Source organism: Rickettsiales bacterium (assembly GCA_025210695.1).
In the GTDB taxonomy this organism is placed as follows: Bacteria; Pseudomonadota; Alphaproteobacteria; order Rickettsiales; family CANDYO01; genus CANDYO01.
Genome location: JAOARE010000041.1, coordinates 16,380 through 42,843 on the forward strand (window position 1 = coordinate 16,380; position 26,464 = coordinate 42,843).

At 33.5% G+C, this 26,464-nt stretch carries 32 protein-coding genes; 13 read left to right on the plus strand and 19 right to left on the minus strand.

From position 1 onward, the window contains the following. Positions 1 to 39: 39 nt before the first annotated feature. Positions 40 to 387, minus strand: a complete 348-nt coding sequence (locus tag N4A31_06530; GenBank protein MCT4635874.1) for a zinc ribbon domain-containing protein YjdM — start codon at positions 385 to 387, stop codon at positions 40 to 42. Positions 388 to 479: 92 nt separating this feature from the next. Then, a complete protein-coding gene (locus N4A31_06535) occupies positions 480 to 662 on the minus strand; it encodes a hypothetical protein (protein ID MCT4635875.1) in 183 nt (60 codons plus the stop codon). Positions 663 to 871: 209 nt separating this feature from the next. Between N4A31_06535 and N4A31_06540 the strand changes: the two genes are divergently transcribed. Then, complete coding sequence (locus tag N4A31_06540; protein ID MCT4635876.1) at positions 872 to 1,654, plus strand: hypothetical protein; 783 nt, start codon at positions 872 to 874, stop codon at positions 1,652 to 1,654. A gap of 96 nt (positions 1,655 to 1,750) precedes the next feature. On the opposite strand, the gene parE is transcribed toward N4A31_06540, so the two are convergent. The 4 genes from parE to nagZ all read right to left on the minus strand — a co-directional run bounded on the left by parE (position 1,751) and on the right by nagZ (position 5,909). Further along, entirely contained in the window at positions 1,751 to 3,718 is a 1,968-nt protein-coding gene (gene parE, locus N4A31_06545) for a DNA topoisomerase IV subunit B (protein MCT4635877.1), read from the minus strand. 73 nt (positions 3,719 to 3,791) lie between these two features. After that, positions 3,792 to 3,968: a hypothetical protein gene (locus tag N4A31_06550; protein ID MCT4635878.1), complete on the minus strand. Its 177-nt coding sequence runs from the start codon at positions 3,966 to 3,968 to the stop codon at positions 3,792 to 3,794. A gap of 83 nt (positions 3,969 to 4,051) precedes the next feature. Beyond that, entirely contained in the window at positions 4,052 to 4,969 is a 918-nt protein-coding gene (locus N4A31_06555; GenBank protein MCT4635879.1) for a hypothetical protein, read from the minus strand. A gap of 85 nt (positions 4,970 to 5,054) precedes the next feature. Continuing rightward, the gene (nagZ, locus tag N4A31_06560; protein MCT4635880.1) at positions 5,055 to 5,909 is read right to left on the minus strand and encodes a beta-N-acetylhexosaminidase; all 855 of its coding nucleotides are present in this window, start codon (positions 5,907 to 5,909) and stop codon (positions 5,055 to 5,057) included. A gap of 364 nt (positions 5,910 to 6,273) precedes the next feature. Here nagZ and N4A31_06565 point away from each other — a divergent pair, with 364 nt between their 5' ends. Beyond that, the gene (locus tag N4A31_06565) at positions 6,274 to 7,533 is read left to right on the plus strand and encodes an MFS transporter (GenBank protein ID MCT4635881.1); all 1,260 of its coding nucleotides are present in this window, start codon (positions 6,274 to 6,276) and stop codon (positions 7,531 to 7,533) included. 11 nt (positions 7,534 to 7,544) lie between these two features. Here N4A31_06565 and N4A31_06570 read toward each other — a convergent pair whose 3' ends face one another. After that, positions 7,545 to 9,002, minus strand: coding sequence for an ankyrin repeat domain-containing protein (locus N4A31_06570; GenBank protein ID MCT4635882.1), 1,458 nt, complete (start codon positions 9,000 to 9,002; stop codon positions 7,545 to 7,547). Positions 9,003 to 9,253: 251 nt separating this feature from the next. On the opposite strand from N4A31_06570, the gene N4A31_06575 reads away from it, so the two are divergent. Genes N4A31_06575 through N4A31_06585 form a run of 3 tightly spaced genes read left to right on the plus strand, consistent with a single transcriptional unit; the run spans position 9,254 to position 12,060 of the window. After that, complete coding sequence (locus tag N4A31_06575; protein MCT4635883.1) at positions 9,254 to 10,042, plus strand: ABC transporter permease; 789 nt, start codon at positions 9,254 to 9,256, stop codon at positions 10,040 to 10,042. Continuing rightward, positions 10,043 to 10,813, plus strand: a complete 771-nt coding sequence (locus tag N4A31_06580; GenBank protein ID MCT4635884.1) for an ATP-binding cassette domain-containing protein — start codon at positions 10,043 to 10,045, stop codon at positions 10,811 to 10,813. It begins immediately after the preceding gene. 14 nt (positions 10,814 to 10,827) lie between these two features. After that, positions 10,828 to 12,060, plus strand: coding sequence for a CNNM domain-containing protein (locus N4A31_06585; protein MCT4635885.1), 1,233 nt, complete (start codon positions 10,828 to 10,830; stop codon positions 12,058 to 12,060). Positions 12,061 to 13,080: 1,020 nt separating this feature from the next. Here N4A31_06585 and N4A31_06590 read toward each other — a convergent pair. From N4A31_06590 to lipB, 4 genes are read right to left on the minus strand one after another with little or no spacing between them, the layout of a single operon-like run. Continuing rightward, positions 13,081 to 13,419 (minus strand): tRNA-binding protein, encoded by a 339-nt coding sequence (locus tag N4A31_06590; GenBank protein MCT4635886.1) that lies wholly within the window; start codon positions 13,417 to 13,419, stop codon positions 13,081 to 13,083. A 15-nt stretch (positions 13,420 to 13,434) separates the two neighbouring features. After that, complete coding sequence (locus tag N4A31_06595; GenBank protein ID MCT4635887.1) at positions 13,435 to 14,085, minus strand: 1-acyl-sn-glycerol-3-phosphate acyltransferase; 651 nt, start codon at positions 14,083 to 14,085, stop codon at positions 13,435 to 13,437. Positions 14,086 to 14,132: 47 nt separating this feature from the next. Next, positions 14,133 to 14,675 (minus strand): YdcF family protein, encoded by a 543-nt coding sequence (locus N4A31_06600; GenBank protein MCT4635888.1) that lies wholly within the window; start codon positions 14,673 to 14,675, stop codon positions 14,133 to 14,135. Then, positions 14,662 to 15,285 (minus strand): lipoyl(octanoyl) transferase LipB, encoded by a 624-nt coding sequence (lipB, locus tag N4A31_06605; GenBank protein ID MCT4635889.1) that lies wholly within the window; start codon positions 15,283 to 15,285, stop codon positions 14,662 to 14,664. The genes N4A31_06600 and lipB overlap by 14 nt, the downstream gene beginning before the upstream one ends. A gap of 138 nt (positions 15,286 to 15,423) precedes the next feature. Between lipB and N4A31_06610 the strand changes: the two genes are divergently transcribed. From N4A31_06610 to N4A31_06620, 3 genes are all read left to right on the plus strand, one after another. Further along, a complete protein-coding gene (locus N4A31_06610; GenBank protein MCT4635890.1) occupies positions 15,424 to 16,032 on the plus strand; it encodes an ankyrin repeat domain-containing protein in 609 nt (202 codons plus the stop codon). A 43-nt stretch (positions 16,033 to 16,075) separates the two neighbouring features. Next, the gene (locus N4A31_06615) at positions 16,076 to 16,867 is read left to right on the plus strand and encodes a glutamine synthetase (protein ID MCT4635891.1); all 792 of its coding nucleotides are present in this window, start codon (positions 16,076 to 16,078) and stop codon (positions 16,865 to 16,867) included. Between the two features lie 82 nt (positions 16,868 to 16,949). Then, positions 16,950 to 17,552 carry an ankyrin repeat domain-containing protein gene (locus N4A31_06620; GenBank protein MCT4635892.1) on the plus strand — a complete coding sequence of 201 codons (603 nt, stop codon included), beginning with the start codon at positions 16,950 to 16,952 and terminating at the stop codon, positions 17,550 to 17,552. Here the strand turns inward: N4A31_06620 and N4A31_06625 are convergent. Continuing rightward, positions 17,533 to 18,153: a COQ9 family protein gene (locus N4A31_06625; protein ID MCT4635893.1), complete on the minus strand. Its 621-nt coding sequence runs from the start codon at positions 18,151 to 18,153 to the stop codon at positions 17,533 to 17,535. The two genes, N4A31_06620 and N4A31_06625, sit on opposite strands and share 20 nt — an antisense overlap. 128 nt (positions 18,154 to 18,281) lie before the next feature. Here N4A31_06625 and rpsU point away from each other — a divergent pair, with 128 nt between their 5' ends. From rpsU to cmk, 3 genes are all read left to right on the plus strand, one after another. Further along, complete coding sequence (gene rpsU, locus N4A31_06630) at positions 18,282 to 18,470, plus strand: 30S ribosomal protein S21 (protein ID MCT4635894.1); 189 nt, start codon at positions 18,282 to 18,284, stop codon at positions 18,468 to 18,470. A gap of 66 nt (positions 18,471 to 18,536) precedes the next feature. After that, entirely contained in the window at positions 18,537 to 19,367 is an 831-nt protein-coding gene (rsmA, locus tag N4A31_06635; GenBank protein ID MCT4635895.1) for a 16S rRNA (adenine(1518)-N(6)/adenine(1519)-N(6))-dimethyltransferase RsmA, read from the plus strand. Next, positions 19,360 to 19,968 carry a (d)CMP kinase gene (cmk, locus tag N4A31_06640; GenBank protein ID MCT4635896.1) on the plus strand — a complete coding sequence of 203 codons (609 nt, stop codon included), beginning with the start codon at positions 19,360 to 19,362 and terminating at the stop codon, positions 19,966 to 19,968. The genes rsmA and cmk overlap by 8 nt, the downstream gene beginning before the upstream one ends. Here cmk and N4A31_06645 read toward each other — a convergent pair. The 4 genes from N4A31_06645 to N4A31_06660 form a co-directional block, all read right to left on the minus strand. Beyond that, positions 19,955 to 20,947, minus strand: coding sequence for a hypothetical protein (locus N4A31_06645; protein MCT4635897.1), 993 nt, complete (start codon positions 20,945 to 20,947; stop codon positions 19,955 to 19,957). The genes cmk and N4A31_06645 overlap by 14 nt on opposite strands. Positions 20,948 to 21,034: 87 nt before the next feature. Next, positions 21,035 to 21,739, minus strand: a complete 705-nt coding sequence (locus tag N4A31_06650) for a ComF family protein (protein ID MCT4635898.1) — start codon at positions 21,737 to 21,739, stop codon at positions 21,035 to 21,037. Then, the gene (locus N4A31_06655) at positions 21,736 to 22,455 is read right to left on the minus strand and encodes an HAD family hydrolase (GenBank protein ID MCT4635899.1); all 720 of its coding nucleotides are present in this window, start codon (positions 22,453 to 22,455) and stop codon (positions 21,736 to 21,738) included. Before N4A31_06655 ends, N4A31_06650 begins: the two co-directional genes overlap by 4 nt. Positions 22,456 to 22,905: 450 nt before the next feature. Next, positions 22,906 to 23,700 (minus strand): exodeoxyribonuclease III, encoded by a 795-nt coding sequence (locus N4A31_06660; GenBank protein MCT4635900.1) that lies wholly within the window; start codon positions 23,698 to 23,700, stop codon positions 22,906 to 22,908. 138 nt (positions 23,701 to 23,838) lie between these two features. On the opposite strand from N4A31_06660, the gene N4A31_06665 reads away from it, so the two are divergent. Continuing rightward, positions 23,839 to 24,588 carry a YebC/PmpR family DNA-binding transcriptional regulator gene (locus tag N4A31_06665; protein ID MCT4635901.1) on the plus strand — a complete coding sequence of 250 codons (750 nt, stop codon included), beginning with the start codon at positions 23,839 to 23,841 and terminating at the stop codon, positions 24,586 to 24,588. Positions 24,589 to 24,677: 89 nt separating this feature from the next. Continuing rightward, entirely contained in the window at positions 24,678 to 25,469 is a 792-nt protein-coding gene (locus N4A31_06670; GenBank protein MCT4635902.1) for a hypothetical protein, read from the plus strand. A gap of 24 nt (positions 25,470 to 25,493) precedes the next feature. Here N4A31_06670 and N4A31_06675 read toward each other — a convergent pair whose 3' ends face one another. The 3 genes from N4A31_06675 to N4A31_06685 all read right to left on the minus strand — a co-directional run. Next, positions 25,494 to 25,736, minus strand: coding sequence for a hypothetical protein (locus N4A31_06675; GenBank protein MCT4635903.1), 243 nt, complete (start codon positions 25,734 to 25,736; stop codon positions 25,494 to 25,496). Continuing rightward, positions 25,726 to 25,917, minus strand: a complete 192-nt coding sequence (locus tag N4A31_06680) for a hypothetical protein (protein ID MCT4635904.1) — start codon at positions 25,915 to 25,917, stop codon at positions 25,726 to 25,728. The genes N4A31_06675 and N4A31_06680 overlap by 11 nt, the downstream gene beginning before the upstream one ends. Before the next feature lie 2 nt (positions 25,918 to 25,919). Continuing rightward, positions 25,920 to 26,464, minus strand: a 545-nt coding sequence (locus N4A31_06685) for a 1-deoxy-D-xylulose-5-phosphate synthase (protein MCT4635905.1), incomplete at its 5' end; no start/stop codon positions are given.

Here is a 26,464-nt window from a genome sequence, read left to right on the forward strand (position 1 = left end):
ACGTTATATCTTAATAGTAGTATTGAAGGGGCGTTTGTATTATTTATTCTTGGCTTTTTTTACAAATTCTGATTTAAGAAGCATAGATCCAATCCCATCAATTTTACAATCAATATTATGATCTCCATCAATTAAACGAATTATTTTTGCTTTAGTACCTATTTTTAAAACAGTTGATGAGCCTTTCACCTTTAAATCTTTTGCAATTGTGATATGGTCTCCGTCGTTTAATGGATTACCATTAGCGTCATTCACATTAAGAATATCATCATTATTATGGGTGTCATTTTCTGTCCATTCATGAGCGCATTCCGGACAAATATACATTCCTCTATCTTCATATCCGTATTGAGAACTGCATTTTGGGCAAATTATTGAATCTATCATTATTAATCCTGGGGTTTATAAATATAAAATTTTCTCTCACAAAATATATTCATATGATTAATGATGCAAGAATAATATAAAGGGAGGAAAGTCTAGTAGTCTTCATTAGAATTTAGAATAACGTCTGCTCCATCTTCATCTATTTGAGGGATGATTTGTTCAGGTTCATATAGTCCTAATTTTTCTAAGATATCCAATATCTCTCCTTGTGCTAGATTATAGGCTAGCATAAAAGTATATATGAAAGTCATTATTCTTAAAATTTTTTTATTCATGGCAAACTTCTAGTTATTTTATATAAATAAATGTTATATCCATAAAATCTTATATACAAGAAAATATAATATTATAATCATTATAAAAAAACTTGACTTTTTAATATTTTTACAGCACTGTACTTGATATATAAATAATTATTAACTAAATAAAGGTCGCTAAAGTTAGAAATATTTAGCAAGTAAAGATTTAAGGGAAGTTATACAAAATGGCAAGAATTATAGTTGGATCTAAGGAAGATCAAGATGAAATATCAAATCTTAAAGAGCGGATTGCAGAGGCAGACTCTTGGGCTTTAAAGATTAGTATTATTTCTGGGGCCATAAGTGGTGTCGTAGCCTATTGCATAGCTCGGTTGACAATGGCTCCTAAAGCACCTCTCAAAAAAGATGATGATGATAACTTTGGAGACGATGATAACGATGATGGAGGTGATGATAACGATGATGAAGGGAATGAGGATATAAATAGAATAGTAAAATATTGTTCAGGTGAAGATACACCTATAAATAGTGATCCAGAAAATCAAAAAGTTGATGAGCAGGAAAGTGATGATGACGAAGGTGAAGGTACTTGGAAGAATTCTGGTGATGGCAGCGACGATGATGATGATAGTCAAGATAAGAAGGTTCCTACTGGAGATTTTGCAACAAAATTGAAAAAACATGAAGATGACGATCCAGATGATAGTTCATCTGGCGGAGGAAAACCATACGGAAATGTACCTTTCAAAGATAATGTTTCTGAAGGAGAGGGCTTGGGTTCATCTGAAAGCTGTGATGATGGGGCTGGATCTAATTCCTCAGGTGGTGGTCAACAGAGAAGTCAGGCCAATTTCTCTTCTCAAGAAAACCCTGGTGATTTATCAGTTGAATATAATAATTTATTGCTTGATGCAGGTTTAAGCGTAAAATTAGAGAGTGTTTCGTTAAATTTTGTAGGAGAATTTGATATTACTAATAATATGCTTGATGGATTGCTTTGCTCATAATTAAAAATATATTAAACAAATGTTGAAGATGCACATTAGCTGAAGAGCAAAAGGTACTAAAAATTTAGATAAATATGGAGATTTAAATCAAGGATTTTATAAGTCTAGATTCTCTAAGACTTCATCTCCATGGGAAATCATCTGTTCTTGGATAAATTTAAAGCGATGCTCTGGTCTTTTGCCCATCAGCCTTTCGGTAGTGTCTTCAGCAGATTCAGTATCATCCACTAAAGTTATTTTGAATAATTCACGAGTTTTAGGGTCCATAGTGGTTTCTTTTAATTGCTTGGCTGTCATTTCGCCAAGGCCTTTAAAGCGGCCTATTTCCACCTTAGACCTTCCAGCTTTGCTAACAATTTTATCCTTTTCTGCATCGCTGGCAGCGTAGTGAACTTTATCGCCAATGTTAATTCTAAACAATGGAGGCTTAGCTAGATATAAATGCCCATCTAATACTAAATCTGACATTTTTCTTAAGAAGAATGTGAGTAGAAGAGAAGCAATATGAGCTCCGTCCACGTCAGCATCTGTCATGATAATGATTCTTTCATAGCGTAGTTTATCCTTTTTATAATGAGCTCCAGTTCCACATCCTAAAGCAACTTGAAGATCAGATAGTTCTTGATTGGCTTTTATTTTATCTTCACTGCTACTTGCCACGTTAAGGATTTTTCCTCTTAAGGGTAAAACCGCTTGATTTTCACGGTTGCGCGCTTGTTTGGCAGATCCACCAGCTGAATCACCTTCCACAATAAATAATTCAGTGTCTGAACGATCTTTTTTGCTGCAATCAGTTAGCTTACCTGGAAGACGTAGTTTTTGAATAGCTGTCTTACGATTAACATCACGATTATTTTTTGCTCTTAGTCTTTCTTCTGCGTTATTGATAAAAAACTCAGCTAAAGCGTTAGATCTATCTATATTACTATATAACCAATGATCAATGTGATCACGAATTCCGTGCTCAACTAATTTAACAATTTCAGAGTTGACTAGTTTTTCTTTTGTTTGTCCTTGGAATTGAGGGTTAGCAATAAAAATAGATAGAATGCCACAAATTCCACTTAATATATCTTCTTGAGTGATTAGATTACTTTTCTTATTATTTCCGCTTTTTTCACAATATTCTTTAATTGCTTTTAGTATAACATTGCGCATTCCTTGTTCATGAGTGCCACCCAATGGAGTTGGCACTGTGTTGCAGTAAGATGAGATGAATCCATCATCTGCATTAACAATCCAAGAAACAGCCCATTCAATTTTACTACCCTTTACTTCTATTTTGCCAGAGAAAATCTCTGGAACAATCATGTCGTGATCTGCTAAACGATAATTTAAGAAATCAGTAAGACCAGCAGGGAAACAAATCGTTTCTTCTTCTGGAATATTTTCTGTATGAATCTCGCAGTGCCAGTGTATTTTCACTCCTCCAAATAAATAAGCTTTAGAGCGTATTAGTTTATATAATCTGGCTGGATCAAATTCAACATGATCAAAAATTTCATCATCAGGGGTGAAATGAATAATGGTACCATGAGCAATTTTATCAGGATTTTTTCCTGAAGCTATAGGCCCTAATGGTATCCCTTGTTTATATTCTTGCTGGAATAGCTTCTTGTTTCTAACCACTTGTACCAATAATTTAGAAGACAATGCATTTACCACAGATAAACCAACGCCATGTAAACCTGCGGAGGTTTGATAAGTTTTATTATTGAATTTACCGCCTGAATGAAGGGTGGTTAAGATAATTTCTAAAGCAGATTTTTCTGGGAATTTTGGATGTGGGTCTATTGGAATTCCACGGCCATTATCACCAATAGTGATGCTACCATCTTTATTGACGCTAATTTTTATCTCACTAGCATGTCCAGCAATAACTTCATCCATGGAATTATCAAAGATCTCATTAACTAAGTGATGTAGGGCAGTTTTATCAACCCCACCAATATACATTCCTGGTCTTAAGCGAACAGGTTCTAGTCCTTCTAAAACCTCAATATCATGGGCTGTATAGTTTTTTGCATTGGCCATAGTGGCTTTAGCGTTGAATAAATCTGTCATAGTTCGCAGTTGGTTATTTAAATATTTTCTAAAAACACTATAGCATTAAATCTATAGATACTCAAAACAATCTTTATTCTGTGTATTCTAAATATTGATTGGAAGATTTCCCAAGAATTCCTTGAGGGAAGGGAGTTTCGAAACTTAATAAATATGTTACTCCTACAGAGAAAGCAAGAGCGCCTAATATTCTACAATAATAATTCTGGTTGTTTTCTTCGTCTTTATTAGTTTCATTTTTATTGGACATATGGCTAACATGTGTAATTTATTTTATTATTATTCTATAATCTTTCATGAAACTATAGACATGGGAAAAACTTTAAAGCATCCCTAATGTTGTCTTATTTGTTTGCTATTTTTCTTGTTTTGTTCTCTCTCAGCAAAAGATTCTTTTTCTTTTAAGCTATGATTCTGCCTTAATTCTTGGCATTTACCAATATTTTCTAGTAGCTTAATGCTAAGCTCTGACATTTCTTCTAACTTATCTTGTGGTAAGTGTTGCATTGTTTTTTTATAAACTTCTTGTAGTTTTAAAACAGTTTCTAAATTAATTTCTTTCTTTTCGTAATATTCTTTTAGCAATTTATTATTAGCTTGATTAAGTTCTTTATTCATGGATGAATTTGTTGATAATGAATTTTGGAGTGCTCTAAAATTATCATCCAGAATATGTTCTTGTTCTTTTAAAGAAGGAGCTAAAATTTTTGAGCTATATTTTGCTTCCTGAGCGTAGTTATTATATAGGCCATAAGCCATTCCTCCGGTTATTAAAGCTGTGGAAGCAACTGCAAGTGCTGCCGGATGAGATGTTATGCCGGAATAAGTTGTACCAATTGCTTGTTTTGCAAATGACTGTGTTGGTTCGGCTAGATAAGATGAGGCTTCAATAATAGCTTTAAATGGTGTTGCAAGCAAATTTATAGATCTTTCCCCTCCAAGCGCTCCTCCAATTAGAGCTCCTGGAGCTGCGGCTATTGCGGCCCCCATGGCAGCTCCCATGGGAACCAAACTTGGTACAAATACCACAACTTTAAATGCTTTTGCTAATGCTTCCGAAGGGGTTTTAGGTTCTCTTTTAAGGTCTAGATCATCTATCATTCTTTTTGCGCCATATATAGCGCCTGGGATGGAGAATAAGAACCCACCCAATGCAGCTCCGCTGACATGATTTGCAGCAATTTCTGCTGACTTTGTTAAAATTTGTCCAAGATCTAAATTAGAGGTGGTTAATTCAAGTAGGTTCGTCATTAATATTGCTTAAATAATACAATCTGTTGACTATTAAAGATAGTACAATTGATAGATTTATACAACCTTTAATAATAAATTGTGGTTACCCTACAGATTCTAATACTTCTTTCATTTCATTTAATTCACCTGTGCAATGGAGCACTAGATCACATCCTGCCTCTAATACTTGAGTGCTAAGGGAGGCAAAATTTCCTTCTAAAGCTTTCATTTCAATAGCATCACTAATTAGAGCTCCTTCAAAACCTATTTCTTTGCGAATATAATCAACGGATTTTTTAGAAATAGTTACGGGTAGCTTAGTGTCTAGGGCATTAAATATAACATGAGCAGTCATAGCCATTGGTAAGTTGTTTAAAGCTTTAAATACAGCAAAATCTGTTTCTGCTAGGGTTTTTAGATCACTATCCACTACCGGTAATTTTAGGTGGCTGTCAACTAAGGCTCTTCCATGTCCTGGTATATGTTTGATGATGGGAATAATTCCGCCATCTATTAATCCTTGTGCGGCAGCTCTAGCAAACTTAACTACTTGCTCAACATTTTCTCCAAAGCTGCGGTCGCCAATAACTTTATGAGCAAAGGAATAATGGATATCAGCAACTGGAGCACAATTAACATCTATTCCTAAAGAATGCAAATATTTTCCCATGATAAAATAATTGTTGTAAACCTCTTCTTCTGAAGAAAAACTATCGGCTGCTGGGAATTCTTTAAAGTTAGGTTCTTTAAGGCGAGCAACTCTTCCACCTTCTTGATCTATAAATATTTTTGACTTAGGTAGAATTACCTTAATTGAGGAGGTTAGAGCTTTAAGCTGATCTTCGTTCTTGCAGTTGCGTTTAAATAAAATTACTCCAAATGGTTGATGTTCTTTAAATAAATCAATTTCTTTAGGAGTCAACTCTAAACCTGAAATTCCTAATACTGCTCTTTTCATAAATAGATCCTTATTTGTTGTATATTTTGAGCAAATATTACGTTTTTTATTGTGATAATTCAAGTGATAAGTTCTATGATGATAATTGATGCCGTTTTGTCATTTCAAGGAAATTAGTATCCTCCATTATTGCAGGACGCTTTAGTATCTTCCGTCATTGCGAGAGGAAGCGTAGCGTACGAAGCAATCTCTTAAGATAGGTTATGGATTGCCACGTGCTTTTAAAAAAGCACTCGCAATGACGATAGGTGGGAAAAGCGCTCTAAGGTGACGGTTGCTTTTTAAATTAACACTTGCTTTTTGCTATAATTCGTGTATATTGAGTGGCTCATTTCTTCCTATGTACAAATCAAAGGCATTATACATGATTAAAACTAAATTAACGCGTAAGGATATATATATTTCCTGGCTTATTCTAGTAACTTTTTATTTATATCAATATGTTTTAAGAGTCTCTCCCGGAGTTTTGATTGAAGAAATTCGTCAGGATTTTACTATGAATGCCGATCAATTTTCTTTGATAGGCTCTCTCTATTATTATGGCTATTCTTTGATGCAGATTCCTCTTGGAATACTAATAGATAGATTAGGTGTTAGGATCACAGTGCTTTATTCATTGCTGTTGTGCATTATGGGCACCTTGATGTTAGTTATAGCTGATGCACCATTTATTGCTTATATAGGTAGGTTTATTAGTGGAGTAGGGGCTGCAGTTGCTCTTATGAGTGCTCTTAAAATAGCTAGTGACTATTTACCTGCATCGAAACAGGCGGTTTTAATTGGTGCTTGTTTAACTTTTGGAGCTATAGGAGCTTTAATTACTGGTGAGCCTCTTAATTACCTGTTAGATCAATTTTCAACTTGGCAGATGTCCTTTATGGTATTTGCTTGTGTAGGATTAATAATATTAGCTCTAGCCTTTATATATTTACCAAAGGTAAAAAAAGAAGTTGATATTCATGAATTTGAATCAAGTAATATAAAGAATGACTTCTTAAAGATTATTACTAATAAAAAAATCATTATTTATACCATAGTAACAATAGGTTTATATTCTCCATTAATGGTGATGGCTGACCTTTGGGGAACTGGATTCTTAATGAGTAAATTTAATATGAGTCGAGCTGTGGCAGGTCCTATTTTAATGAATATATATATTGGTATGGCCATTGGTAGTATAGTTCTTCCTTATTTGGCACAGAAATATAATCTTTTGGATAAAGTTATTGTATATTCTATATTAACTTTACTAGTATTATTTTCTGTGGTGGTTTATGGTGGTAATTTAAGCCATGGTGATGTTGTTATTTTATTGATATTGATTGGGTTTTTCTGTGGTGCAGAAATGCTTTGTTTTACTGGAGCGCTTCGTCATACTGATGCCCACACTTCTGGTTTAACTATTGGGGTGATGAACACCTTTAACATGTTGAGCGGAGCTGTATTGCAGCAATCTATTGGTTCTTATTTAGATTATACTTGGCAGGGGCAGTTAGACGCCAAGGGCTTAAGACTCTATTCAATGGATAAATTCATTGAGGCATTTTCAATATTAGTTGCTATAGTAGCTTTTGCTACGGTGGTTGCAGTTCTTACTATTCGTAAAAAGAGTGCAAAAATATAAATACTATTGATTTACAAAACTACCTCTAATAAAACAGGAACGCTAGCAACGGCAAGTCCTAGCATTGTAGGATAATGATGATAAATATACATATCTTGAATGTTAATGCCATGAATAGACCTCAGTGAAAGAGCAGAAGCGATATAGTTTCCAACGTAAGAAGCAGCTGTGGAAAATAAATTATCAATAGATAAAACATCTTTATAATATTCGCTGCAGCTTCTGTTTAATGCCTGCTCATCCATATAATTATCTACGCATCTAAGGCCAGGATTAATAGCAAAACTTCCCGCAGTATATCCTATTGTAAACCAAGCCCATGGTGATAATAATTCTGTATTTAAGTCAATTGTTCCTATATCTATAATATCTTGAGGCAAGAGTCCTATTTCTAAAGGGGGTAACCTTTGTTCAATCTTTCCTAAATCTTTAGCTATTGAATAAGAAAGTAGAGAAATTTTTTCAGTGTCCCCTGTTTTTAAAAAACTAGCTATAACATTTGTTGCGTCTTTTGGAATATCGAATCCTTTTAGGCTTTGAGGTTCAATTTGTAAAACTTCACCCTCTAGTATTCTTTCTTCTGAGTTCCATTTATATTCTCCTTCTGTTTTTGCCACCTTAAGATGTTCTCCAAGAGCTTTTACTGCCTTACTAATTTGCTGATGTCTTTCTGAAAATTTTAGATTATAGCTTTCAGAGTTTAAAAAATCATCTTCTTCTACAGACGTTTCCACCATAAGAAATTTCTTTTCTGCTATAGATTTACTTTTAAGATTATTAAAGTATGTTGGGGTATAATCATCGGAAGCTATAAAGACTTGTTCTTCTTTTGTGAGCTCTGATTGAGCAAAAAGTTTTTGTCCAATATCAGCGCTTTTAAGAAGGTTGTAGGATTTAAGTCTACCCGAGTAATTTAGGATATCTCTATTTTCAAGCTTTTCTAGTACTGTTTCTCCATTTTTGTCAAGAGCATTAATATATATTCCAACTTCTTCTATTAAATATCTCACTACCGCATGGTTACCTCCTATGGAGGCATAATATAAACTTGTTGAATCGTTTAGAATTTGATCATAAGCAGTAGTTTTGGCTTCTTCAACTAAATATATTACAACTTCAATAGCTCCTTCTTCACAAGCATAATGCAGAGGTGTTAAACCGGTGTTGCTTTTGGCGTTAATATCAGCTTTGGCTTTTTCTACTAAATATCTCACAACTTTAATTTGTCCTTTTTCACAAGCATAATGCAGAGGTGTTAAACCGAGGTTATTTTTAGTGTTAATATCAGCTTTGGCTTTTTCTACTAAATATCTCACAACTTTAATTTGTCCTTTTGCGGAAGCATAATACAAAGCTGTTGAACCGTAATAATTTCTAAAGTTTACATCTATTTTATCTTCTTCTACTAAAGCTATTACAGTTTTAAGGTCTCCACTTTTGACAGCTGAATATAATTTTTGATAATACATTAAAAAATATCCCTAAATCTCTAAATAATTATAATATCTAAAATTTTAGATAAAATTATTGTATCTTCTATTTTGATTCTGTTATTATCATTGTTAATAACTGTTTTAAGTTATGAGTTAACTAATAGTGATAAGAATATACTCAATAGAGAAAATTATTGAAGCTTTTTCAATATTAGTTGATATAATAGTTTTTCTGCGGCGGTCGCAGTTTATACAATAATTATAAAAAGATACAAAGAATTAGATAAATGAGTAGTATTGTAGTAACAAGTTTTTTAGCGAATATTGGTAGAGCGGTTCTTAACTTCTTTGCAGAGACAGGAAGAGTTAGTATATTCTGTTTTTCTACTATTGTTGGAGCGTTCCGTAGACCGTTTTATATTAAGCCTATTTTAGAGCAGATGGTTGAAATAGGTTATTATTCGCTGCCGGTGGTTGGATTAACTGCAATTTTTACTGGTGCTGTATTGGCTTTGCAAAGCTATACTGGTTTTTCAAGGTTTTCGGCGGAAAGTGCTATAGCCACAGTGGTGGTATTATCTATCACTCGTGAATTAGGTCCTGTGCTTGCAGGCCTAATGGTTGCAGGAAGAGTCGGAGCTTCCATGGCTGCTGAAATTGGAACTATGCGAATCACTGAGCAATTAGATGCTTTGGTTACTTTATCAACCAATCCTATAAAATATTTAGTAACTCCAAGAGTTATAGCTGCAGTTATTATGATGCCATGTTTAGTAGTAGTTGCTGATATAATTGGAGTGATGGGGGGGTATCTTATTTCAGTCTATAGCTTAGGTTTTAGCTCTGAAATTTATTTACAAAACACATTTCAATATTTAGAAGTAGAGGATATTACTTCTGGATTAATTAAATCTGGAGTATTTGGGTTTATTATCTCTATAATAGGTTGCTATAGTGGATATCATTCTCAAAAAGGCGCTCAAGGTGTTGGTAATTCCACTACCACTGCTGTAGTGCTTGCTTCTATTTTAATATTATTATCCAATTACTTATTAACCAAAGTATTTTTTAGTTAGATGACAGATAAAATTATTGTAAAAAACTTGCATAAATCCTTCGGAGCTAAACATGTTCTCAAAGGAATTGACCTTGAAATTAAGAAGGGTGAATCTTTAGTTGTTATTGGTGGATCTGGAACGGGGAAGTCAGTATTAATTAAAAGTATTATTGGTCTTTTAAATCCTGATAATGGATCAGTTTTAATAGATGGTGAAGAGATAACCAATCTTAGTGGAAAAAAACATGCTAAAGTGATGCAGAAATTTGGATATTTATTTCAGGGTGGCGCTTTATTTGATAGTTTGCCAATTTGGAAAAATATTGCTTTTGTTCCTATTCAGAATAGTATGATGTCTTTAAAAGCAGCAAGAAAATTAGCTATTCACAAGCTTGAGTCTGTAGGATTAGATGGTACCGTTGCTGATCTTTATCCCGCTGAGTTATCAGGTGGTATGCAAAAAAGAGCAGCTTTAGCTAGGGCGATTGCTTTAGACCCAGAAATTATTTTTTTTGATGAGCCTACTACTGGTTTAGATCCTATTATGTCAGCAATAATTAATGACTTAATTAAGAAAAATTCTAAACAACTTGGTGCAACAACCATCACTATCACCCATGACTTAATTAGTGCAGCTCATATTGCTGATAGAATTGCTATGCTATATGAAGGAAAGCTTGTGTGGCAGGGGCCTATGAATAAGCTTCATTCTTCTGGTAATCCTTATGTTGAGCAATTTGTTTCTGGTTCTGTTGAAGGGCCAATTAAAATTAAGATACAGGATCATTAATTGATAATTTGAATATGCTTGAATTATTTATTATATCTATTTCCATTATCGTTCCTCTTTCTTTGTCTTGTATACTTTCGGCTTCTGAAACAGCTGTGACCGCTATGTCTGGTGCTAAAATTCATAAATTAAAAAAAGATGGTAACAAAAGAGCAAGAATTATTAGTAAATTAAAGGAAGATAGAGAAGGTTTAATTAGTACTATTTTACTTGCTAATAATACTTGTAACATTCTTGCTTCCACTATGTCTGCGGCTTTTTTAATTAAAATTTTTGGTGGAGAAGGAATTATATATTCTACAGTAATTATGACGGCATTAATTATTGTTTTTGCTGAAGTGTTACCTAAAACCTATGCTATCGCGCATCCTGAGAAGCTTGCATTAAAGTTTGCTTATTTTTTAAAAATTACAGTTACTATTTGTAAACCCATTACTGGAATGATTAATAAATTTGTCTCTATATTTAAAATTTCTCCAAATTATGATGATAATCTCGTTTCTCCAACAGATGAGATTAAGGGAGCCATTGATTTGCATCATAGACAAGGTAGGTTTGATCAAGATAATAAATATATGCTAGATGGAGTCTTTTTTTTAGAAGAGACAAATGTTAGCGAGGTTATGACGCATCGTAAGAATATAGAAAGTATTAATATAGATTTAGGTATTAAAGAAATTTTAGCTCAAGTTAAGGAGTCTGGTTATACTCGCATCCCAATGTGGAAAGACAATCCCGATAATATAGTGGGAGTTTTAAACACCCGTGAATTGCTTGATACTTTATTAGATGGTCAGAAGCTTAATAAGATAAATATAAATGATTTAATTGTTGAGCCAATATTTGTTCATGAAAATACCACCTTAGGAGAGCAATTATCTAACTTCAAAGAACGAAAAATTCGTTTTGCAATGGTTATTGATGAATATGGAGATATTCAAGGCTTGATAACTTTAGCTGATATTTTAGAAGAAGTTATAGGCAGTGTTCAAGAAGAGGGAGATGATGAAGTGATTCTTAAAGATGGTGCTTGTGTTGTTAAAGGGGAAGTAACTATCCGTGATCTTAACAGGGCATTAGATTGGCATTTGCCTGATGAAGATGCCAGTACCATTGCAGGTTTAGTTATTCATGAGGCTGAGAGAATTCCTGAGGTTGGAGAAGAATTCAAATTCTATAAATTCTATTTTACTATTCTATCTAAGAATGGTAATCAACTAACCAGTATTAAAGTCAAGAAGGTTTAAGTTAGGTATATATTAAGTTTTAGGCATGAGGAATGGTTATGGGCAGGAAAGCCCATTATAGGTAAGGGATGAATTAGATCTGAAGATCTAATGAGTTTTTGATTTGGATTCTTACGCTAAACTTGCAGTTTAGCTCTTAAATGGCGAGCGTTGACAGATGCTCTAATCTTATTCTCTTTTAGGAGTTTTTAAAGTAAAATTTGTTATTGATGTAATTTCAATAATTTAATTTTAATATTTGCCAAATATTATTTATTTTCGTAGTAAAAAAAATTTGGCACGCTTCTAAATCTAATTAGAAACTAAAAAAGACGTTACTGAGTTAAACGCTCTATCTCTTCCACTTGCGTAATTTAGATATTTCTAAAAGAGGATTTAATAAAGTATTATGCCAGCAATATTGGGGCTGGATATAGCATTTACACTACTAATCTAGCAAAATGTTTTTTGTCAAATTAATTAAAACTATGATTTGCGCGGTCATAGGTTGGAAGAATTTTAAACTAATCAATTTACGCGTTTTAATTGAGTTAATTTAAGGTTTCTCTGTAATTAAAGTTATTTGACTGATGAAATACATCAATAACAATTCTTACAATATCACAACATGGGGGTAAATGTCATACCCCCTAGATAATTTTTTTATCTATTTATAAATCTGGATCCTCGCGCCCTAAAGGGGCGCTAGGATGACGAAGGAGGGAGGATGGACCAAGGATAACGAAGGAAGGAGGATGGGCCAAGGATAACGATATTGTTAAAACATTCCGTCATTGCGAGGAAACGTTATATTTTCTCCGTCATTGCGAGGAGCCTTGGCGACGAAGCAATCCATATGGAGTGGTTATGGATTGCCACGCGCTTTAAAATAAAGCGCTCGCAATGACGAGTGAGAGGGACAGGGTGCAATGACGAGTGAGCGGGACAGGGCGCTAGGATGACGAGTGGGAGTGATAGGGGGCACTGGGAGGATGACAAGTGGGGATAAGGCAGATTGGACTTTAAATGATGAAATTATTATCAACAGAGTTTTTGTCCATTTGGTGCTTTTGGATCACTTGATGCTAAGCAGATTGCGCCGTTGTCATCAGTAAATCCCAGTAGTAGGAATTGAGATAAAAATCCAGCAATGTTTTTTTCGCCTAAGTTTACGCAAGCAATAATAGATTTTCCTATTAGCGAGTCCAAACTATAATTAATAGTTACTTGTGCTGAGGTTTGTAATATGCCTATTTGGGGGCCAAAATCTGCCCATATTTTAAATGCTGGTTTTTTTGCTCTAGGAAACTTTTCGGTTTTCACTATAGTTCCAGAGCGTAAATCTACACGCTCAAATTCTTCATAACTTATTATGCTCATTATAACCTTCAGTTTTTAAATAATTAGTTCTTTTGACTTGGTTTCTATTTGTTCTTCCAATTGACTCATGAATTCTTTTTTATTCAGATCATTAGATATGGCGGGAAGAAATTCTATTGTGAATTTACCTGGTTTTTTAAGGAAAGAATCTTTAGGCCAGAAACACCCAGTGTTTAAAGCTATGGGGATTATACTGGCCGCTTTGAGATTATAAATAGCAGCAATCCCAGCATTATATTCTACTTGATTTCCAGGTTTGGTTCTGGTTCCTTCAGGGAAGATAATTATGGAATAGCCATCATCTAACTTATCTTGTACTTCTTTTAAAAGAATTTTTAGGCTTTTAATTCCTCCTGATCTATCTATGGCAATCATCCCCATTTTTTTTAAATAATATCCAAATACTGGAATATTAAGTAATTCTTTCTTTAAAACAAATACAGGTTTATGTACAAGAATATGATACATGAATGTCTCTAAGGCTGATTGATGCTTAGAGGCATAAATAGCAGGGACTTTAGGACGGTTTTCTACCCCTTTTAGATCAAGCTTTAAATTACATAATATTTTAAGAAAGAAATAAAGACCTTGGGCCCAGATTTTGCCTACCACTAATATAATAATATGAGTTGGCATAAACACCACTGGAAAAAATAGTATTCCCACAGCTAAAGTCCAGAAAACATAAAAGCAATTAAAAATGAAAGAACGAATTATTTGATTAAACATACTAAAAATTTATTATACTCCAGAAAGGCTTGTTGATAATTAATGTTATTTACTACCGGATATGGAATAATTTCTATATTCGGCATAGAGTTTTTAAACAGTCGTAAGCTGCGTGGCATATGGTAATTTGAGGTGACTAAAATTATTTTCTTATAACCATTATTTTTAATCCATTCCAGGCTTTCAATGGCATTGCCTTCAGTGGAATCAGCAAAATGATCTAAAGTAATAGAAGATTTTAAAGTTTCCACATAATCACTAGAAAAAGATGATAGAAATTTACTTAGGTCTTTTAAGGGAACGTTTTGCCCAACGCCTGAGATGAATAGGTGTTTTCCATAATCGAAAGATAATAGCTGTAGCCCTGCATCTATTCTACCCTTTGCTCCAGTTAAAACAATGATTGCATCGGCTCTTTCATTTAATTCTATTTTTTCATGAGAGATCTTGCTTAAGAATAAAGCAAAACCAAGCATCCATATAAAAATTATAAAGAATATAACGTATAGAATTTTAGAAGAACTCACTAAATTTACTCTTTAATATGCTATCTAATTTTTGATAAGATATATTATATCCCAGTTCATTTAAAGAGGTTACGCCAAATTCCTTGATACCGCAAGGAATTATTCCGCTATAATGTTCAAGATTGGGGTTAACGTTAATTGCGATACCATGATAAGTGATCCATTTTCTGACCCTAATTCCAATGGCTGCTATTTTAGCTTCTTTGTTTTGTTTATCAATGGTCCAGATTCCTATGCGACCCTCTCTTTTTTCAGAGGATAAACCAATTTCAGCAAGACTAGCTATTATCCAGTCTTCTAGATTTGCAACATATTTTCTTAAATCTTCTTCTCTTTTTCTTAAGTCTAACATTAAATAGACTACTCTCTGGCCTGGGCCATGATAGGTGTATTGTCCACCTCTGCCTGTTTGATAGACTGGAAGATTTAGAGAATTAAATAAATCTTTAGATTCAGCGCTGCTTCCTCCAGTGTAAATGGGAGGATGTTCTAAAAACCAAACCAGCTCAGATGCTTTTTCTTGATGGATTTGGTAAATGCGCTGTTCCATGAAGTTTATAGCTTCTTGATATTCAATTGGCTTTGTGGATATTTTCCATTCTATTGTCATAAAGCTATTATGCATTTATTTTTTATGACTAAATATAATGACTCTTTGAGATTAGGGCAAGAATTTAAAAATGGACAATTTTATTATTTTAAATAAACTTAAATAGTTTTAGTTATTAGTGATATTATAGAGTGTTACATGTTAAAAGAGTTCTTCAAAGCCGCAAGAGAAGGAAAATTAGAGGATATGAAGGTCATGGTGGAGAATGGATTTGATCCCCATCAAGCATCTCATGATCAAAGGGATGCGTTGTATTATGCTATTACAGGTGGACATATTGATGTTATAGAATGGCTGGTAATAGAGCAAGAACTTGATATTAATCATGCTAACATCTATGGAGAGATAGGTCTTCATGTGGCTGCTATTGAAAGAAATTACGATGTTATGAGATGGATGTTAGAGCATGGGGCTATGGCTGAGGTAGGAGATAATTTTGGTATATCTCCTTTACAGAGAGCAGCCAGAGTTAATGTGGAAATGGTTGATTTATTATTGTCGTTTGGCGCTGACATTAATCATGTGGATAATGATGGACTAACAGCATTGCATTATTCAATGCTAAGAGGAGTTGATGAAGATATGATGAATCATTTAGTAATTCGTGGTGCGGATATCTATGATCTTCATGGTGAGGTTATATTTAGTCAGGAGTATTTAGAAGGTTCAAGGGAGTATAATGTATTACATAATATTTATATCTTAAATCAATTACCAAATTATGTAGAGTCTTATATTAACTTTTAAAAATATGTTGTGAATATATATTTTATGTTATTATTAAATCATTATGATTATATCTAAAGATGACTCCACACAGCTATTGAATAAACTGCTTGAGCAATTTAAGCAGCTAGATATGGTGCCAGTTATTGGTGCAGAGATAGAGTTTTATCTATCTCCTCCTAATATTGATAAACTAGATTTAGCTATTCCAATTGAAAAAGAAAAAGGAGAGAATCAGTTTGAGGTTAAGACAGATTATAGCTCTGATATATTTGGGCAGGTTCAAAAAATATTGGATTTAAGAGAGAAAATAACAGAGCAAGCTTTAAAGCATGGGATGGAAGTTGATTTCTCAGCTAAGCCATTTCTAGACCAACCGGGCAGCGCATTGCATATTCATTTGCATTTAGAGAATTCTATGGGGGATAACCTTTTTATTAAAAATAATAACAAAGAAACAAAACTTATGCTTCATTCTATAGCAGGGCTATGCTCATCTATGGCAGAGCATATGCTAATATTTGCACCTTATGAGAATGCATATTTACGCTATAAAGGTGATTCTGTGGAGAGTCCAAGCAAAATATGCTGGGGAGGAAACAACCGTAGTGCTGCAATTCGTATTCCTTTATCAGAAAAGAACAACCGCAGGATAGAGCATAGAGTGGCCTGTGGAGACGCTTCACCACTGGATGTTGTTTGCGCTATATTCTATGGAGTTCTAAAAGGAATAAGAGAGGAGTCTATCCCTTCAGAAAAACTCCATGGAAATGCTTTTCTTGAACAATATGATTATCCTGTTTTTCCTCAAGATTATGCTGTAGCAAAAAAGAACTTTAAAAGAATTATTTTATAAAGATATTGATAATCTTCCTTGACAAAATTAATAAACTATTTATAAGTTTATTTTTCTTAAATCAATAAAAGTATTAAGAGATATGTCTTGGACAAGTTTACATAAAGCAGTAATGCTTGGCAATATAGAAGAAATAGCTAAATATTTACAAGATAATAAAGAAATTATTCATCAGATTGATGAATATTCAAGGACTCCTTTGCATTTAGCATCTGAATACAATAAATCTGAAGTAATTTCTATTTTATTAAATAATGGAGCTGATATAGAAAGGGAAGTTCCTGGAGGTTTAACCTCTCTTCACATTGCAGCGTTATCCGATGCTGCTCAAGCGGTTAGTAAGTTAATAGATTTAAAGGCTAAGGTTAATAAGCAAGATGATCATGGTTACTCTGCTCTTCATATGGCTGCAGAAAATGGAAACTTAAGCATTGTGCAGTTGTTATTAGGCCATAATGCTGATGTTACTTTGTTAAATCAAGATGAAATGACACCACTATGCGTGGCTGTTTATCATAAAAATGCAGAGGTGGCATCACTACTTTATGATGTTGATGATAGTGAAGTTAGTGATCAATGCTTGGATAAGATGCCTAAAGATGATGAAGGCGTAATAAATGAGATTATAATTTCTTTAATGGGGGATAATAGCACAGAGTTAGGAATCACTCTCCAAGTTTTCTAAAGAATCGTAACGCGGACTCCTTCCACTTTCCAATACCTAAAACTTGTTTTATTTTTTTAGCAATAAATTCTTTGGTGTCTATGTAATTAGGTGATTCATCTGATAGCCAAAACATTAGGCTAGTACTATAGACATATTCAAGAATAGCTCGTTTGGTATAATGATTGTAATCTGTAGAATTATCTCCGGCAAGATACCACATTCTGCTACAGCTTTGCCATATGAACTTCTGAGACTGACAAATATTTATGGGTATAAGGTTATATTGCATAAGTGAAGGAATGGCTAAACGATATGAACTATAAGCCTTTAGTTTTAACTCAATTAACCATGCTATTTTATCGCTAATTTTACTAGGGATGGGGCCTTTAAGATATTCCTCTTCCATTTGCTTATTCATTAATTGATGGAAATACTCAGTTAAACTTTTGATACCTTTAGGAAATAAAAGCTCAGTATAACCTTCAGAGAACCCGCAATCTTCAGCAGATTTCTTAAGATTGCTATAACTCCATCGATCGAAGGGGGCATTTTTAAGAAAATCTGTTAGAATTAACATTTTTTCCTGATCTATAGAATCATTTAGTTTACTTTCGCTCATAAGTTATGTATACTCCTCTTCGTTATAAACTAAATATACTATCTATTGGTTTAACTATCAATGATATATATATGTTCAGGTAATCCTAATTTAATATGTGAAAGGGGGGAATTAAACTGACACAGATCATAGTTCATAATAACAATGTTGATGATGCATTAAAAAAATTGAAGAGAGAACTGCAAAAAGAAGGAGTTTTCAAAGCAATTAAAGCTAAGCGTCATTATGAGAAGCCTTCTGTTCGTAAACTAAGAGAAAAGAATGAATCTCAAAGACGAAGAAGAAAATTGGAGCGCAAGCGTAATTTTGAGTCTTAGAAAAGATTAAAGCCGAGATATATTTTGTTTATGTCTCGGTTTTTTTGTGCCATATCGTGAGAAAATATGAAAGAATTACCCTCATTAAAATCCGTTATAAAAGAATTTGATTTAGCACCAAAAAAGAATTTAGGACAGAATTTTCTGCTTGACCAAAATATCACTGATAAAATAGTAAGATCTGCAAGAATATTGCCAGATCAACATGTATTAGAAATTGGTCCTGGTCCCGGTGGATTAACCAGGTCTATATTAGCTGTTAATTCTGGTGAATTAACCGTTATTGAGCAAGATTCAAGATGTATATCAGCATTAGAGGAGTTAAAAGAAACATATCCTAAGCTCAACATAATTAATACTGATGCTATGAAGGTTAAAGAAAGAGAATTAGTTCCTCAAAATACAAAGATTATAGCTAATTTGCCTTATAACATAGGAACTGCTTTGCTGGTGAAATGGCTTGAGAATGTTAAATATTGGCAGGGTTTTACTTTGATGTTTCAAAAAGAAGTGGCAGAAAGAATTATGGCTAAGCCATCAACCAAGGACTATGGGCGTTTGAGCGTTATTTCTCAATTGCTTTGTGATGTGGAGCATCATTTTAATTTAGCTCCTGAAGCTTTTTACCCTCCGCCTAAAGTTACTTCATCGGTTATATCTCTTTATCCTAAAGCTATTCAGGTTGCAGATGATATATCTTATGCAGTGCAGTTTATTTCTAAGGTACTGTTTAATAAGCGTCGTAAAATGCTTAGGGGAACTTTGAAGCAAGTTCATCCTGATTTAAATGGCTTAATAGATAAAACCAATATATCATTAACTCAGCGCCCTGAAGAATTGTCGGTGGAGCAATTTGTTCAATTAGCAAAAAATTATAATGAGTTAAAAAATGGATAAGAGATTACTAATTGCTATTGATGGGCCTGCAGCTTCAGGTAAAGGAACTATAGCTAGAATGCTGGGTAAAAAATTAAACCTTCCTGTTTTATATACTGGTAATATTTATCGTGCTATTGCTTATAAAATATGGAGCGCTTCTTTAGATCCGCATGATACGGAAACTGCAGTAGCATCAGCAAAAAACTTGAAATTATCTGATTTAGATGACCCTAATTTAACAAAGGAAGAGATTGGAGAATATGCCTCTATCATTGGAAGTTATCCTGAGCTTAGGGATGTAACTTACGGTTTTCAGCGTGATTTTATTAAGAAAGAAGGCGCTGCAGTGATTGAGGGAAGAGATATAGGAACTGTTATCTGCCCTGAGGCTGATTATAAATTTTATATCACAGCTGACGTGGAAGTTAGAGCAAAAAGAAGAGTTAATCAGCAGCCTAATTCTGATTATAAAACTATTTTGGCTGATTTAAAACTTCGTGATGAGAGAGACCAAAACAGGGCGGTTGCTCCATTAAAACCAGCAGATGATGCAATTATAATTGACAGTAGTAATCTGACTCCAGAGGAAACATTAGAGAAGATAATTAGTGAGATCTAACATTACCTTCTTTTGTCTTAGAAGAAGTATTTATAGATTGATATTGTTCTTTTGCTGTGCAGCCTTTAAGTTTATTAACTTGTCTTTTTATAGATTGTGATAATCCAATCATAGCTGTGTTTAGTTTTTCAACTAACTTACGATATCCACTAAGGCTTGGGTCAATATGTTTTGGGGCAAGTTTCTTGTCTGCAATTTTACGATAAGTATTGGTGCTATGAAGAGTGGCCGCTCCCACAAGAGATATTTCTTTTCCAACATGCTCGTATTTTCCATTCCGTGGAAAATTTACTACAGGGTCTAGATATTGTGCTACTCTAGTAATTTTGTTCTCTAAGCCTTTTTCTTTACATAATTCTTTAGCGCCACTTGAGAAAAATTTTGGTGCCCCAAAAGAATTTACTGAAACTCTATTTACATCAATATTAGAATTAGAGCATACAAAATCTAAAGCTGCAATAGTGGCAACCGCACCTCCAAGGCTATGACCATTGAATTCTATGGGTTTTTGATCATTTGGGTGCTCTAGAGCTCCATTAAGGATCTTAAGCATGTTGTTTTTAGATTGTTCGTATTCATTTTTATATCCTTTATGGACATCTACTTCTTTATCTCCAAAATTCATTTTTGCTGGAGAAGTTAAAAGATTGTTATCCATTTCCCGTCTGGCTCTTTTTTTATCATCTGCATCTGAGGAGAAATAGTCTTCAAATTTTGTTCCATGATAACAAACCATGATTTTTTTTTCAGTTACAATAATGCAGCCGTTTTTATCATCAAAAGGGGTTGCATGTAAGAAACTATCTCCATCTTCTGCTAAATATCCATCTAGCTTATCTATATATTTCTCAAGCTTTTTAGATCTTTCTTTACCGAAATCTTTATTGGATATAGATACTCCATATATAGCTTGTTTAAGAGTTCTTGCTTTTTTATCTAAATCAGATTCTTTTTCTTGATTAACTTCTTGCTCTTTCATAATTATATAGTTTTTATATTATAAGTTTTTATTGTAGCAATAATTGGGTATAATTACCAATAATTAACTATAAATTATCATTTTTATTTATACTCTCTTAGCCAAGCTTAAAACAAAAATCTTTTTGGGGCTAGCTTTTCGAAGAGTTTTGCAGCATTCAGAGATTGTTGCACCTGTGGTTACCACATCATCTATTAAAAGAATATTCTTCCCCTTTAAGGATTCTTGGAATTTTGAGTTCAGTTTAAAGCTGTTTTTAACATTTTTTATTCTATCATCTTTCTTTAAGTCTGCTTGAGGAGTGGTATTCTTTGCTTTAACAAGGGCGTGAGGTAAATATTTAATCTTAGATTTAGATGAGAGTTTCATAGCAAGCAAAGCGGACTGGTTATATCCTCTTTTTAGTAATTTATATTTATGCATAGGAACAGGAATTATAACATCAGATTGTTGGATAACTTCTTTGCCCATATTAAGCATTAAACCAATAAAATAATCCAAGATGTGAAGATGGTCGTTATATTTAAATTTATGGATTATTTCCTTGCTGTATTTATCATACTTAAAGACAGAAATTGCTTTATCATATTTGGGGTTATTGGCAATGCAATGTCCACAAATTGAGGTTTCATCATTATCATATTCAAAAGGATGGGAACATAAGGCGCAATATGGTTTAGTAATGAAACTACAATTTCCCCAGCATTCTCCACATATTTTATTTTGGCTTGCATAACTATTGCAAATTATGCATTTATTAGGAAATAATAGATTGAGTAAAGATTTAATCACCCTAATTTACTGCTAATTATGTTAAATAAATTATAATGGCTATTGATAAAAAGATCAGCTTTTAGATCTTCAGGCTCTTCATGGGTGTAATAACGAATGGCAGTGCAGTTATTAGCTTGTTTAGCGCATTCTACATCACTTGGCATATCGCCTATAAACCATATATGAGGTCCTGGGGTTAAATTCATAGCTTTTAATGCCATTAGAAGCATTTGAGGATTGGGTTTCTTAAAAGATTCATCTTCTTTTATACCAATAACATAATCAAATAAATTATTGATTTTTAAATCATTTAGAACTTTTTTTGCCATATGCTCTTCTGAATTAGTAACTGCTATAATAGGGAGTTTAAACCTCTCTTTTACTAGTTGTAATAATTCTTTAGCTCCAGGAAGGATGGCTTCTGCTGGCACTTCATTGCTTAAAAAATGATCATAATAATATTCTAGAGCTTCTTCTACTAAGTTTTCAGGGATAATTTCTGCAAATAAATTTCTAGAGCTGGTGAAACTGCTTCTTCCTAATTCTATTAGTTTATCATTAGAAAGCTCTTTAAAACCAAAATGAAGTAGGGTTTGATTAACTGCAGTATCATAATGAGACATTACGTCATGAATGGTTAAATCTAGATCAAAGACTAAAGCTTTTGGAATAGCAAGATGATCTATATTAATATGCTCAAGCTGCAATATTGAAGAAGATCTATTATTGGGCATAAATTACAGTTCCTGTGTTTGTTATAACTATTTATAATCTAATATGCTTTAAATCTCTAGAAAAAAATTAATGAATTAGATTTTCTCAATCTTTGTTAGGAATAACACTTCTATCTTTTTTATAAAATTTGTTAACGAACTAGGTGGTCTTTAGATTGACGATTGAAAAGCTATCAAGACTCTTTACAAGCTAGAAGTTTTGGTATCTGCCGTCATTGCAAGGAGTTTTTGTATCTCCCGTCATTGCGAGGAGTTTTTGTATCTCCCGTCATTGCGAGGAGCGTTATATCCTCCGTCATTGCGAGGAGCATGGGCGACGAAGCAATCTATCAAAGAAGGAGGGAGATTGCCACGCGCTTTAAAAAAGCGCTCGCAATGACGAAGAGGGGAAGCAGAGTTCGCAATGACGAAATCTCTGGGTAGACGAAATCTCTGGGTAACTGAAAGATGTCAGCTTATATCAAAAACGGAAGTAACCGGAATATGATCAGATGGTTTTTCTTTGGCTCTACATTCTTTTGAGGTGTAACAGTCTGTATTAATTTGAGTAGCCTCTGGAGAAGTAAAAATATAATCAATTCTCATGCCATTATTTAGGTTGAATGAATTAGCTCTATAATCCCACCAAGTATAGCAATTAGATTTTTCCTCTGTATGGTGCATTCTATATGAGTCAGTCAATCCGCTTGACATAAATTGACGCAAAGCTCTTTTCTCTTCATCGCTAAATAGAATGTTTCCATCTAATTCCTCAGGATCATAGATATCTTTATCTGTTAGAGCTATATTAAAATCTCCACCGACTATAAGAGTTTCAGGGTTGTTTAATATTCTTTTATAATGTTCGCCAAGTTGTTTTAAAAACTCTAGCTTTATTGGATATTTATCTGAATGAAGGTCTTGACCATTTGGAACATAAACAGATGCCACAGTAATAGCGCAGGTTTTAAAGTTAACTATGGCCTCAATATATCTAGCTTCATCGCTTACTGGATTATTTTCAAAGTTGGTCATAACATCACTTAGTGGATATTTAGATAGAATAGCCACTCCGTTGTAAGTTTTTTGTCCATGAACAGCTATGTTATAGCCTAAATCTTCAATCTCTTGACTAGGGAATTTATCATTTGTGCATTTTAGTTCTTGTAGTAAAACTATGTCTGGTTTATCTTCTTTAAGCCAATTTAATACATTATCAAGTCTTGCGTTAATTGAATTGACGTTCCAAGTGGATATTTTGATCATTGCTTTATTATTTTTTTACTTAAGTTTATTAGCTAAATAATAGCATATATAGATAAAGAACTACAATAAAAATGCTGACATCGTAAGCTTATTATGGCATTATGTTTGCCATAAAATTACTGAAGGAGAAATATCATAATGGCAGGACATTCGCAATTTGCTAATATTAAGCATAGAAAAGGTGCTCAAGATAAAAAGCGGGCTAAGATTTTTACCAAACTAACTAGAGAAATTATTACTGCAGCTAAATCTGGTTTGCCAGATCCGGCTATGAATGCCAGGCTTCGTAATGCTATCATTGCAGCAAGAGCTGAAAATTTACCTAAAGATAAAATTGATTCGGCTATTAAAAGAGCCTCTAATCCTCATGAAGGGGATAATTATGAAGAAATGCGCTATGAAGGATATTTAGGTGGTGGTATTGCATTCATTATTGAGGCTTTAACTGATAATCGCAATCGTACTGCATCAGATGTAAGATCTTGCTTTAGCAAACATGGCGGAGCTCTAGGGGAAGCAGGAAGCGTGAGCTTCATGTTTGATAGAATAGGGCTTATAGAGTTTAATGCCGAGGTGAGTGATTTTGATAAATTCTTTGAAGAAGTTCTGGAGGCTGGCGCTGAAGATTGTATAAATGAAGAAGAAGTGTATGTTGTTACAACTAATCCTGATGATTTAAACGAAGTGCGCGAATATTTAGTTAATAAATTTGGTGATCCAAAAACCGTGAAGCTTTCATGGAAACCACAAAATACCATTGAAGTATCTTCTAGTGAGCAAGCTGAAACTTTGTATAAGTTTATTGAAGCGCTAGAAGATAGCGATGATGTACAAAATATTATCGGCAATTTCACTCTTTCAAAAGAAGTGATAGAAAAATTAAATTAATATCCATTTAAATTTAACTCTTTTAATCGTTAGCTGTTAATATGGTATTTGTTGTGAAGGAGTTGTGTTAAACATAGAGAGGTTTTATTATGCCAGAATTTGATGAGGTTTCCAGAAATAGATTTTTTCAAGCTATAGAAAATAATGATTTAAATGAATTAAATGCCTTGGTAGGTGAAGAGTATCCAGTTTCCACTGCAACATTTGATGATAATGGTTCTACTGCTTTACATATAGCTCTTAGTAGCAGTGATATTAGATTAGCCACAGTTAAAAAACTTGTTGAGTTAGGTTGTGACCTTCATTCAAAAAACTCTCAAGATCAGATTCCTCTTGAGATAGCAATAACTAATAGAACTCCTCAGAGGGATATTTTAAAATTTATATATGAGCAATGTGGAGATACATTGTCTAATGAGCAAACATGCCATTTATTGGCTTGTGCGTGTTTGAATGAAAATCTTTTTGGAGATGGTTCAGAACAAGTATCTTTTGCTCAAATACCAACTGAACATTTTCGGGCAATTGGAGATATAGAATCAAGCAAAATGAAAAAACTAGAATTGCCAGTGGATGAGGAGATAACTGATATTATAAGTGAGTTATTATCGAGTAGTAAAAAATTAGATATCTTTGCCAAAGAAAGCATAATTGAGTCTATTTATGATTTATTAGGAGAGGTTTTTCAGTTAAGCTCTCTATTTAATCTTGCTTATGGTAGTGGTTTCTTGCCGTTTTACCATCAACCAGGTGGTGATCCCGATGACGAATTTGGTGGTGGTAATTCAGCCATTATATTCGATGGTGAAGAAGACATACAAAATTCTCATAGCATAATATTACTAGAGAATGGTACTTTTGTTTTCCTTGAAGAAATTTAGCGAATTGAAGTTACTAAAGTTTTTTTAACTAGATGCATCATACTCCCAATTTAACCAGAGATTACCATCTTCGGTATTAGTTGTTGGTAGTTCTTCTGCATTGCTTTCTTCTTCCGTAGAGTTGTTACTGGTAGGTGAATTGTTTAAAAAAGCTGCAATATCTTCTTCTGTATCAAAACTAACTGCATGAGATCTTGCTCTTCCTCTAGGGAGTGAATGATCTTCTATAATAGTAATTATGAGATATGGTTCTAAATTAATACTCATGCGTTGAATCTTCAATCAGTATAATATCACCCATGTATAAAGTATCAGCAGAAGGGGAAGAATCTCCCACTTCTTCTAAAGTAATTTGATCAGAATCAGATTGATTACAGGGCTGTTTTTTTGCAGTTGGTAATGGCTTGGGTGTTTTTGGTCTGTGTTTGAGAGTTTCTTTGTATTTCATTCTTATTTATATTTCATATATTTTGATAGTTCTTTGAAGATATGTTCTGAATTTAGTTTTGCTTTCTCATGCATTGAATCTTGAGTGCCTTGGTCCATAAATATATCTGGATAAAATAGATTTTTTATTTCAATATCTTTATTGATAAGTAAATCATTCACATGAGAAGCAAATCCGCCTATCGAACCTTCTTCGATGGTTATTAAAAACTTATGTTTTTTTGCCAGCTCAAGAATCATTTCCTTATCCAGAGGTTTTGCAAATCTTGCATCGGCAATTGTGATATCAAAGTTATATTTATCTTTAAAAGATTGTCCAGCTTTTTTAGCTTCTTGGAGTCTAGTTCCTAAGGATAATATGGCAATATTATTTCCTTTTTGAATTATTTTTCCCTTCCCTATAGGGAGAGCGTCTAATTCTTTTGGTATTTTAACACCCACAGCTTCACCTCTTGGGAATCGTACAGCTGATGGAGCATTTTCTATAGATAAAGAAGTTTTTAGCATTAGAGCCAGCTCTGCTTCATCACTTGGACACATAACTATAA

Bases quoted from the DNA above. Each gene is read 5' to 3' on its own strand.
- N4A31_06530 (MCT4635874.1), bottom strand. From the start codon at position 387: ATGATAGATTCAATAATTTGCCCAAAATGCAGTTCTCAATACGGATAT.
- N4A31_06535 (MCT4635875.1), bottom strand. From the start codon at position 662: ATGAATAAAAAAATTTTAAGAATAATGACTTTCATATATACTTTTATG.
- N4A31_06540 (MCT4635876.1), top strand. From the start codon at position 872: ATGGCAAGAATTATAGTTGGATCTAAGGAAGATCAAGATGAAATATCA.
- parE (MCT4635877.1), bottom strand. From the start codon at position 3,718: ATGACAGATTTATTCAACGCTAAAGCCACTATGGCCAATGCAAAAAAC.
- N4A31_06550 (MCT4635878.1), bottom strand. From the start codon at position 3,968: ATGTCCAATAAAAATGAAACTAATAAAGACGAAGAAAACAACCAGAAT.
- N4A31_06555 (MCT4635879.1), bottom strand. From the start codon at position 4,969: ATGACGAACCTACTTGAATTAACCACCTCTAATTTAGATCTTGGACAA.
- nagZ (MCT4635880.1), bottom strand. From the start codon at position 5,909: ATGAAAAGAGCAGTATTAGGAATTTCAGGTTTAGAGTTGACTCCTAAA.
- N4A31_06565 (MCT4635881.1), top strand. From the start codon at position 6,274: ATGATTAAAACTAAATTAACGCGTAAGGATATATATATTTCCTGGCTT.
- N4A31_06570 (MCT4635882.1), bottom strand. From the start codon at position 9,002: ATGTATTATCAAAAATTATATTCAGCTGTCAAAAGTGGAGACCTTAAA.
- N4A31_06575 (MCT4635883.1), top strand. From the start codon at position 9,254: ATGAGTAGTATTGTAGTAACAAGTTTTTTAGCGAATATTGGTAGAGCG.
- N4A31_06580 (MCT4635884.1), top strand. From the start codon at position 10,043: ATGACAGATAAAATTATTGTAAAAAACTTGCATAAATCCTTCGGAGCT.
- N4A31_06585 (MCT4635885.1), top strand. From the start codon at position 10,828: ATGCTTGAATTATTTATTATATCTATTTCCATTATCGTTCCTCTTTCT.
- N4A31_06590 (MCT4635886.1), bottom strand. From the start codon at position 13,419: ATGAGCATAATAAGTTATGAAGAATTTGAGCGTGTAGATTTACGCTCT.
- lipB (MCT4635889.1), bottom strand. From the start codon at position 15,285: ATGACAATAGAATGGAAAATATCCACAAAGCCAATTGAATATCAAGAA.
- N4A31_06610 (MCT4635890.1), top strand. From the start codon at position 15,424: ATGTTAAAAGAGTTCTTCAAAGCCGCAAGAGAAGGAAAATTAGAGGAT.
- N4A31_06615 (MCT4635891.1), top strand. From the start codon at position 16,076: ATGATTATATCTAAAGATGACTCCACACAGCTATTGAATAAACTGCTT.
- N4A31_06620 (MCT4635892.1), top strand. From the start codon at position 16,950: ATGTCTTGGACAAGTTTACATAAAGCAGTAATGCTTGGCAATATAGAA.
- N4A31_06625 (MCT4635893.1), bottom strand. From the start codon at position 18,153: ATGAGCGAAAGTAAACTAAATGATTCTATAGATCAGGAAAAAATGTTA.
- rsmA (MCT4635895.1), top strand. From the start codon at position 18,537: ATGAAAGAATTACCCTCATTAAAATCCGTTATAAAAGAATTTGATTTA.
- cmk (MCT4635896.1), top strand. From the start codon at position 19,360: ATGGATAAGAGATTACTAATTGCTATTGATGGGCCTGCAGCTTCAGGT.
- N4A31_06645 (MCT4635897.1), bottom strand. From the start codon at position 20,947: ATGAAAGAGCAAGAAGTTAATCAAGAAAAAGAATCTGATTTAGATAAA.
- N4A31_06655 (MCT4635899.1), bottom strand. From the start codon at position 22,455: ATGCCCAATAATAGATCTTCTTCAATATTGCAGCTTGAGCATATTAAT.
- N4A31_06660 (MCT4635900.1), bottom strand. From the start codon at position 23,700: ATGATCAAAATATCCACTTGGAACGTCAATTCAATTAACGCAAGACTT.
- N4A31_06665 (MCT4635901.1), top strand. From the start codon at position 23,839: ATGGCAGGACATTCGCAATTTGCTAATATTAAGCATAGAAAAGGTGCT.
- N4A31_06670 (MCT4635902.1), top strand. From the start codon at position 24,678: ATGCCAGAATTTGATGAGGTTTCCAGAAATAGATTTTTTCAAGCTATA.
- N4A31_06675 (MCT4635903.1), bottom strand. From the start codon at position 25,736: ATGAGTATTAATTTAGAACCATATCTCATAATTACTATTATAGAAGAT.
- N4A31_06680 (MCT4635904.1), bottom strand. From the start codon at position 25,917: ATGAAATACAAAGAAACTCTCAAACACAGACCAAAAACACCCAAGCCA.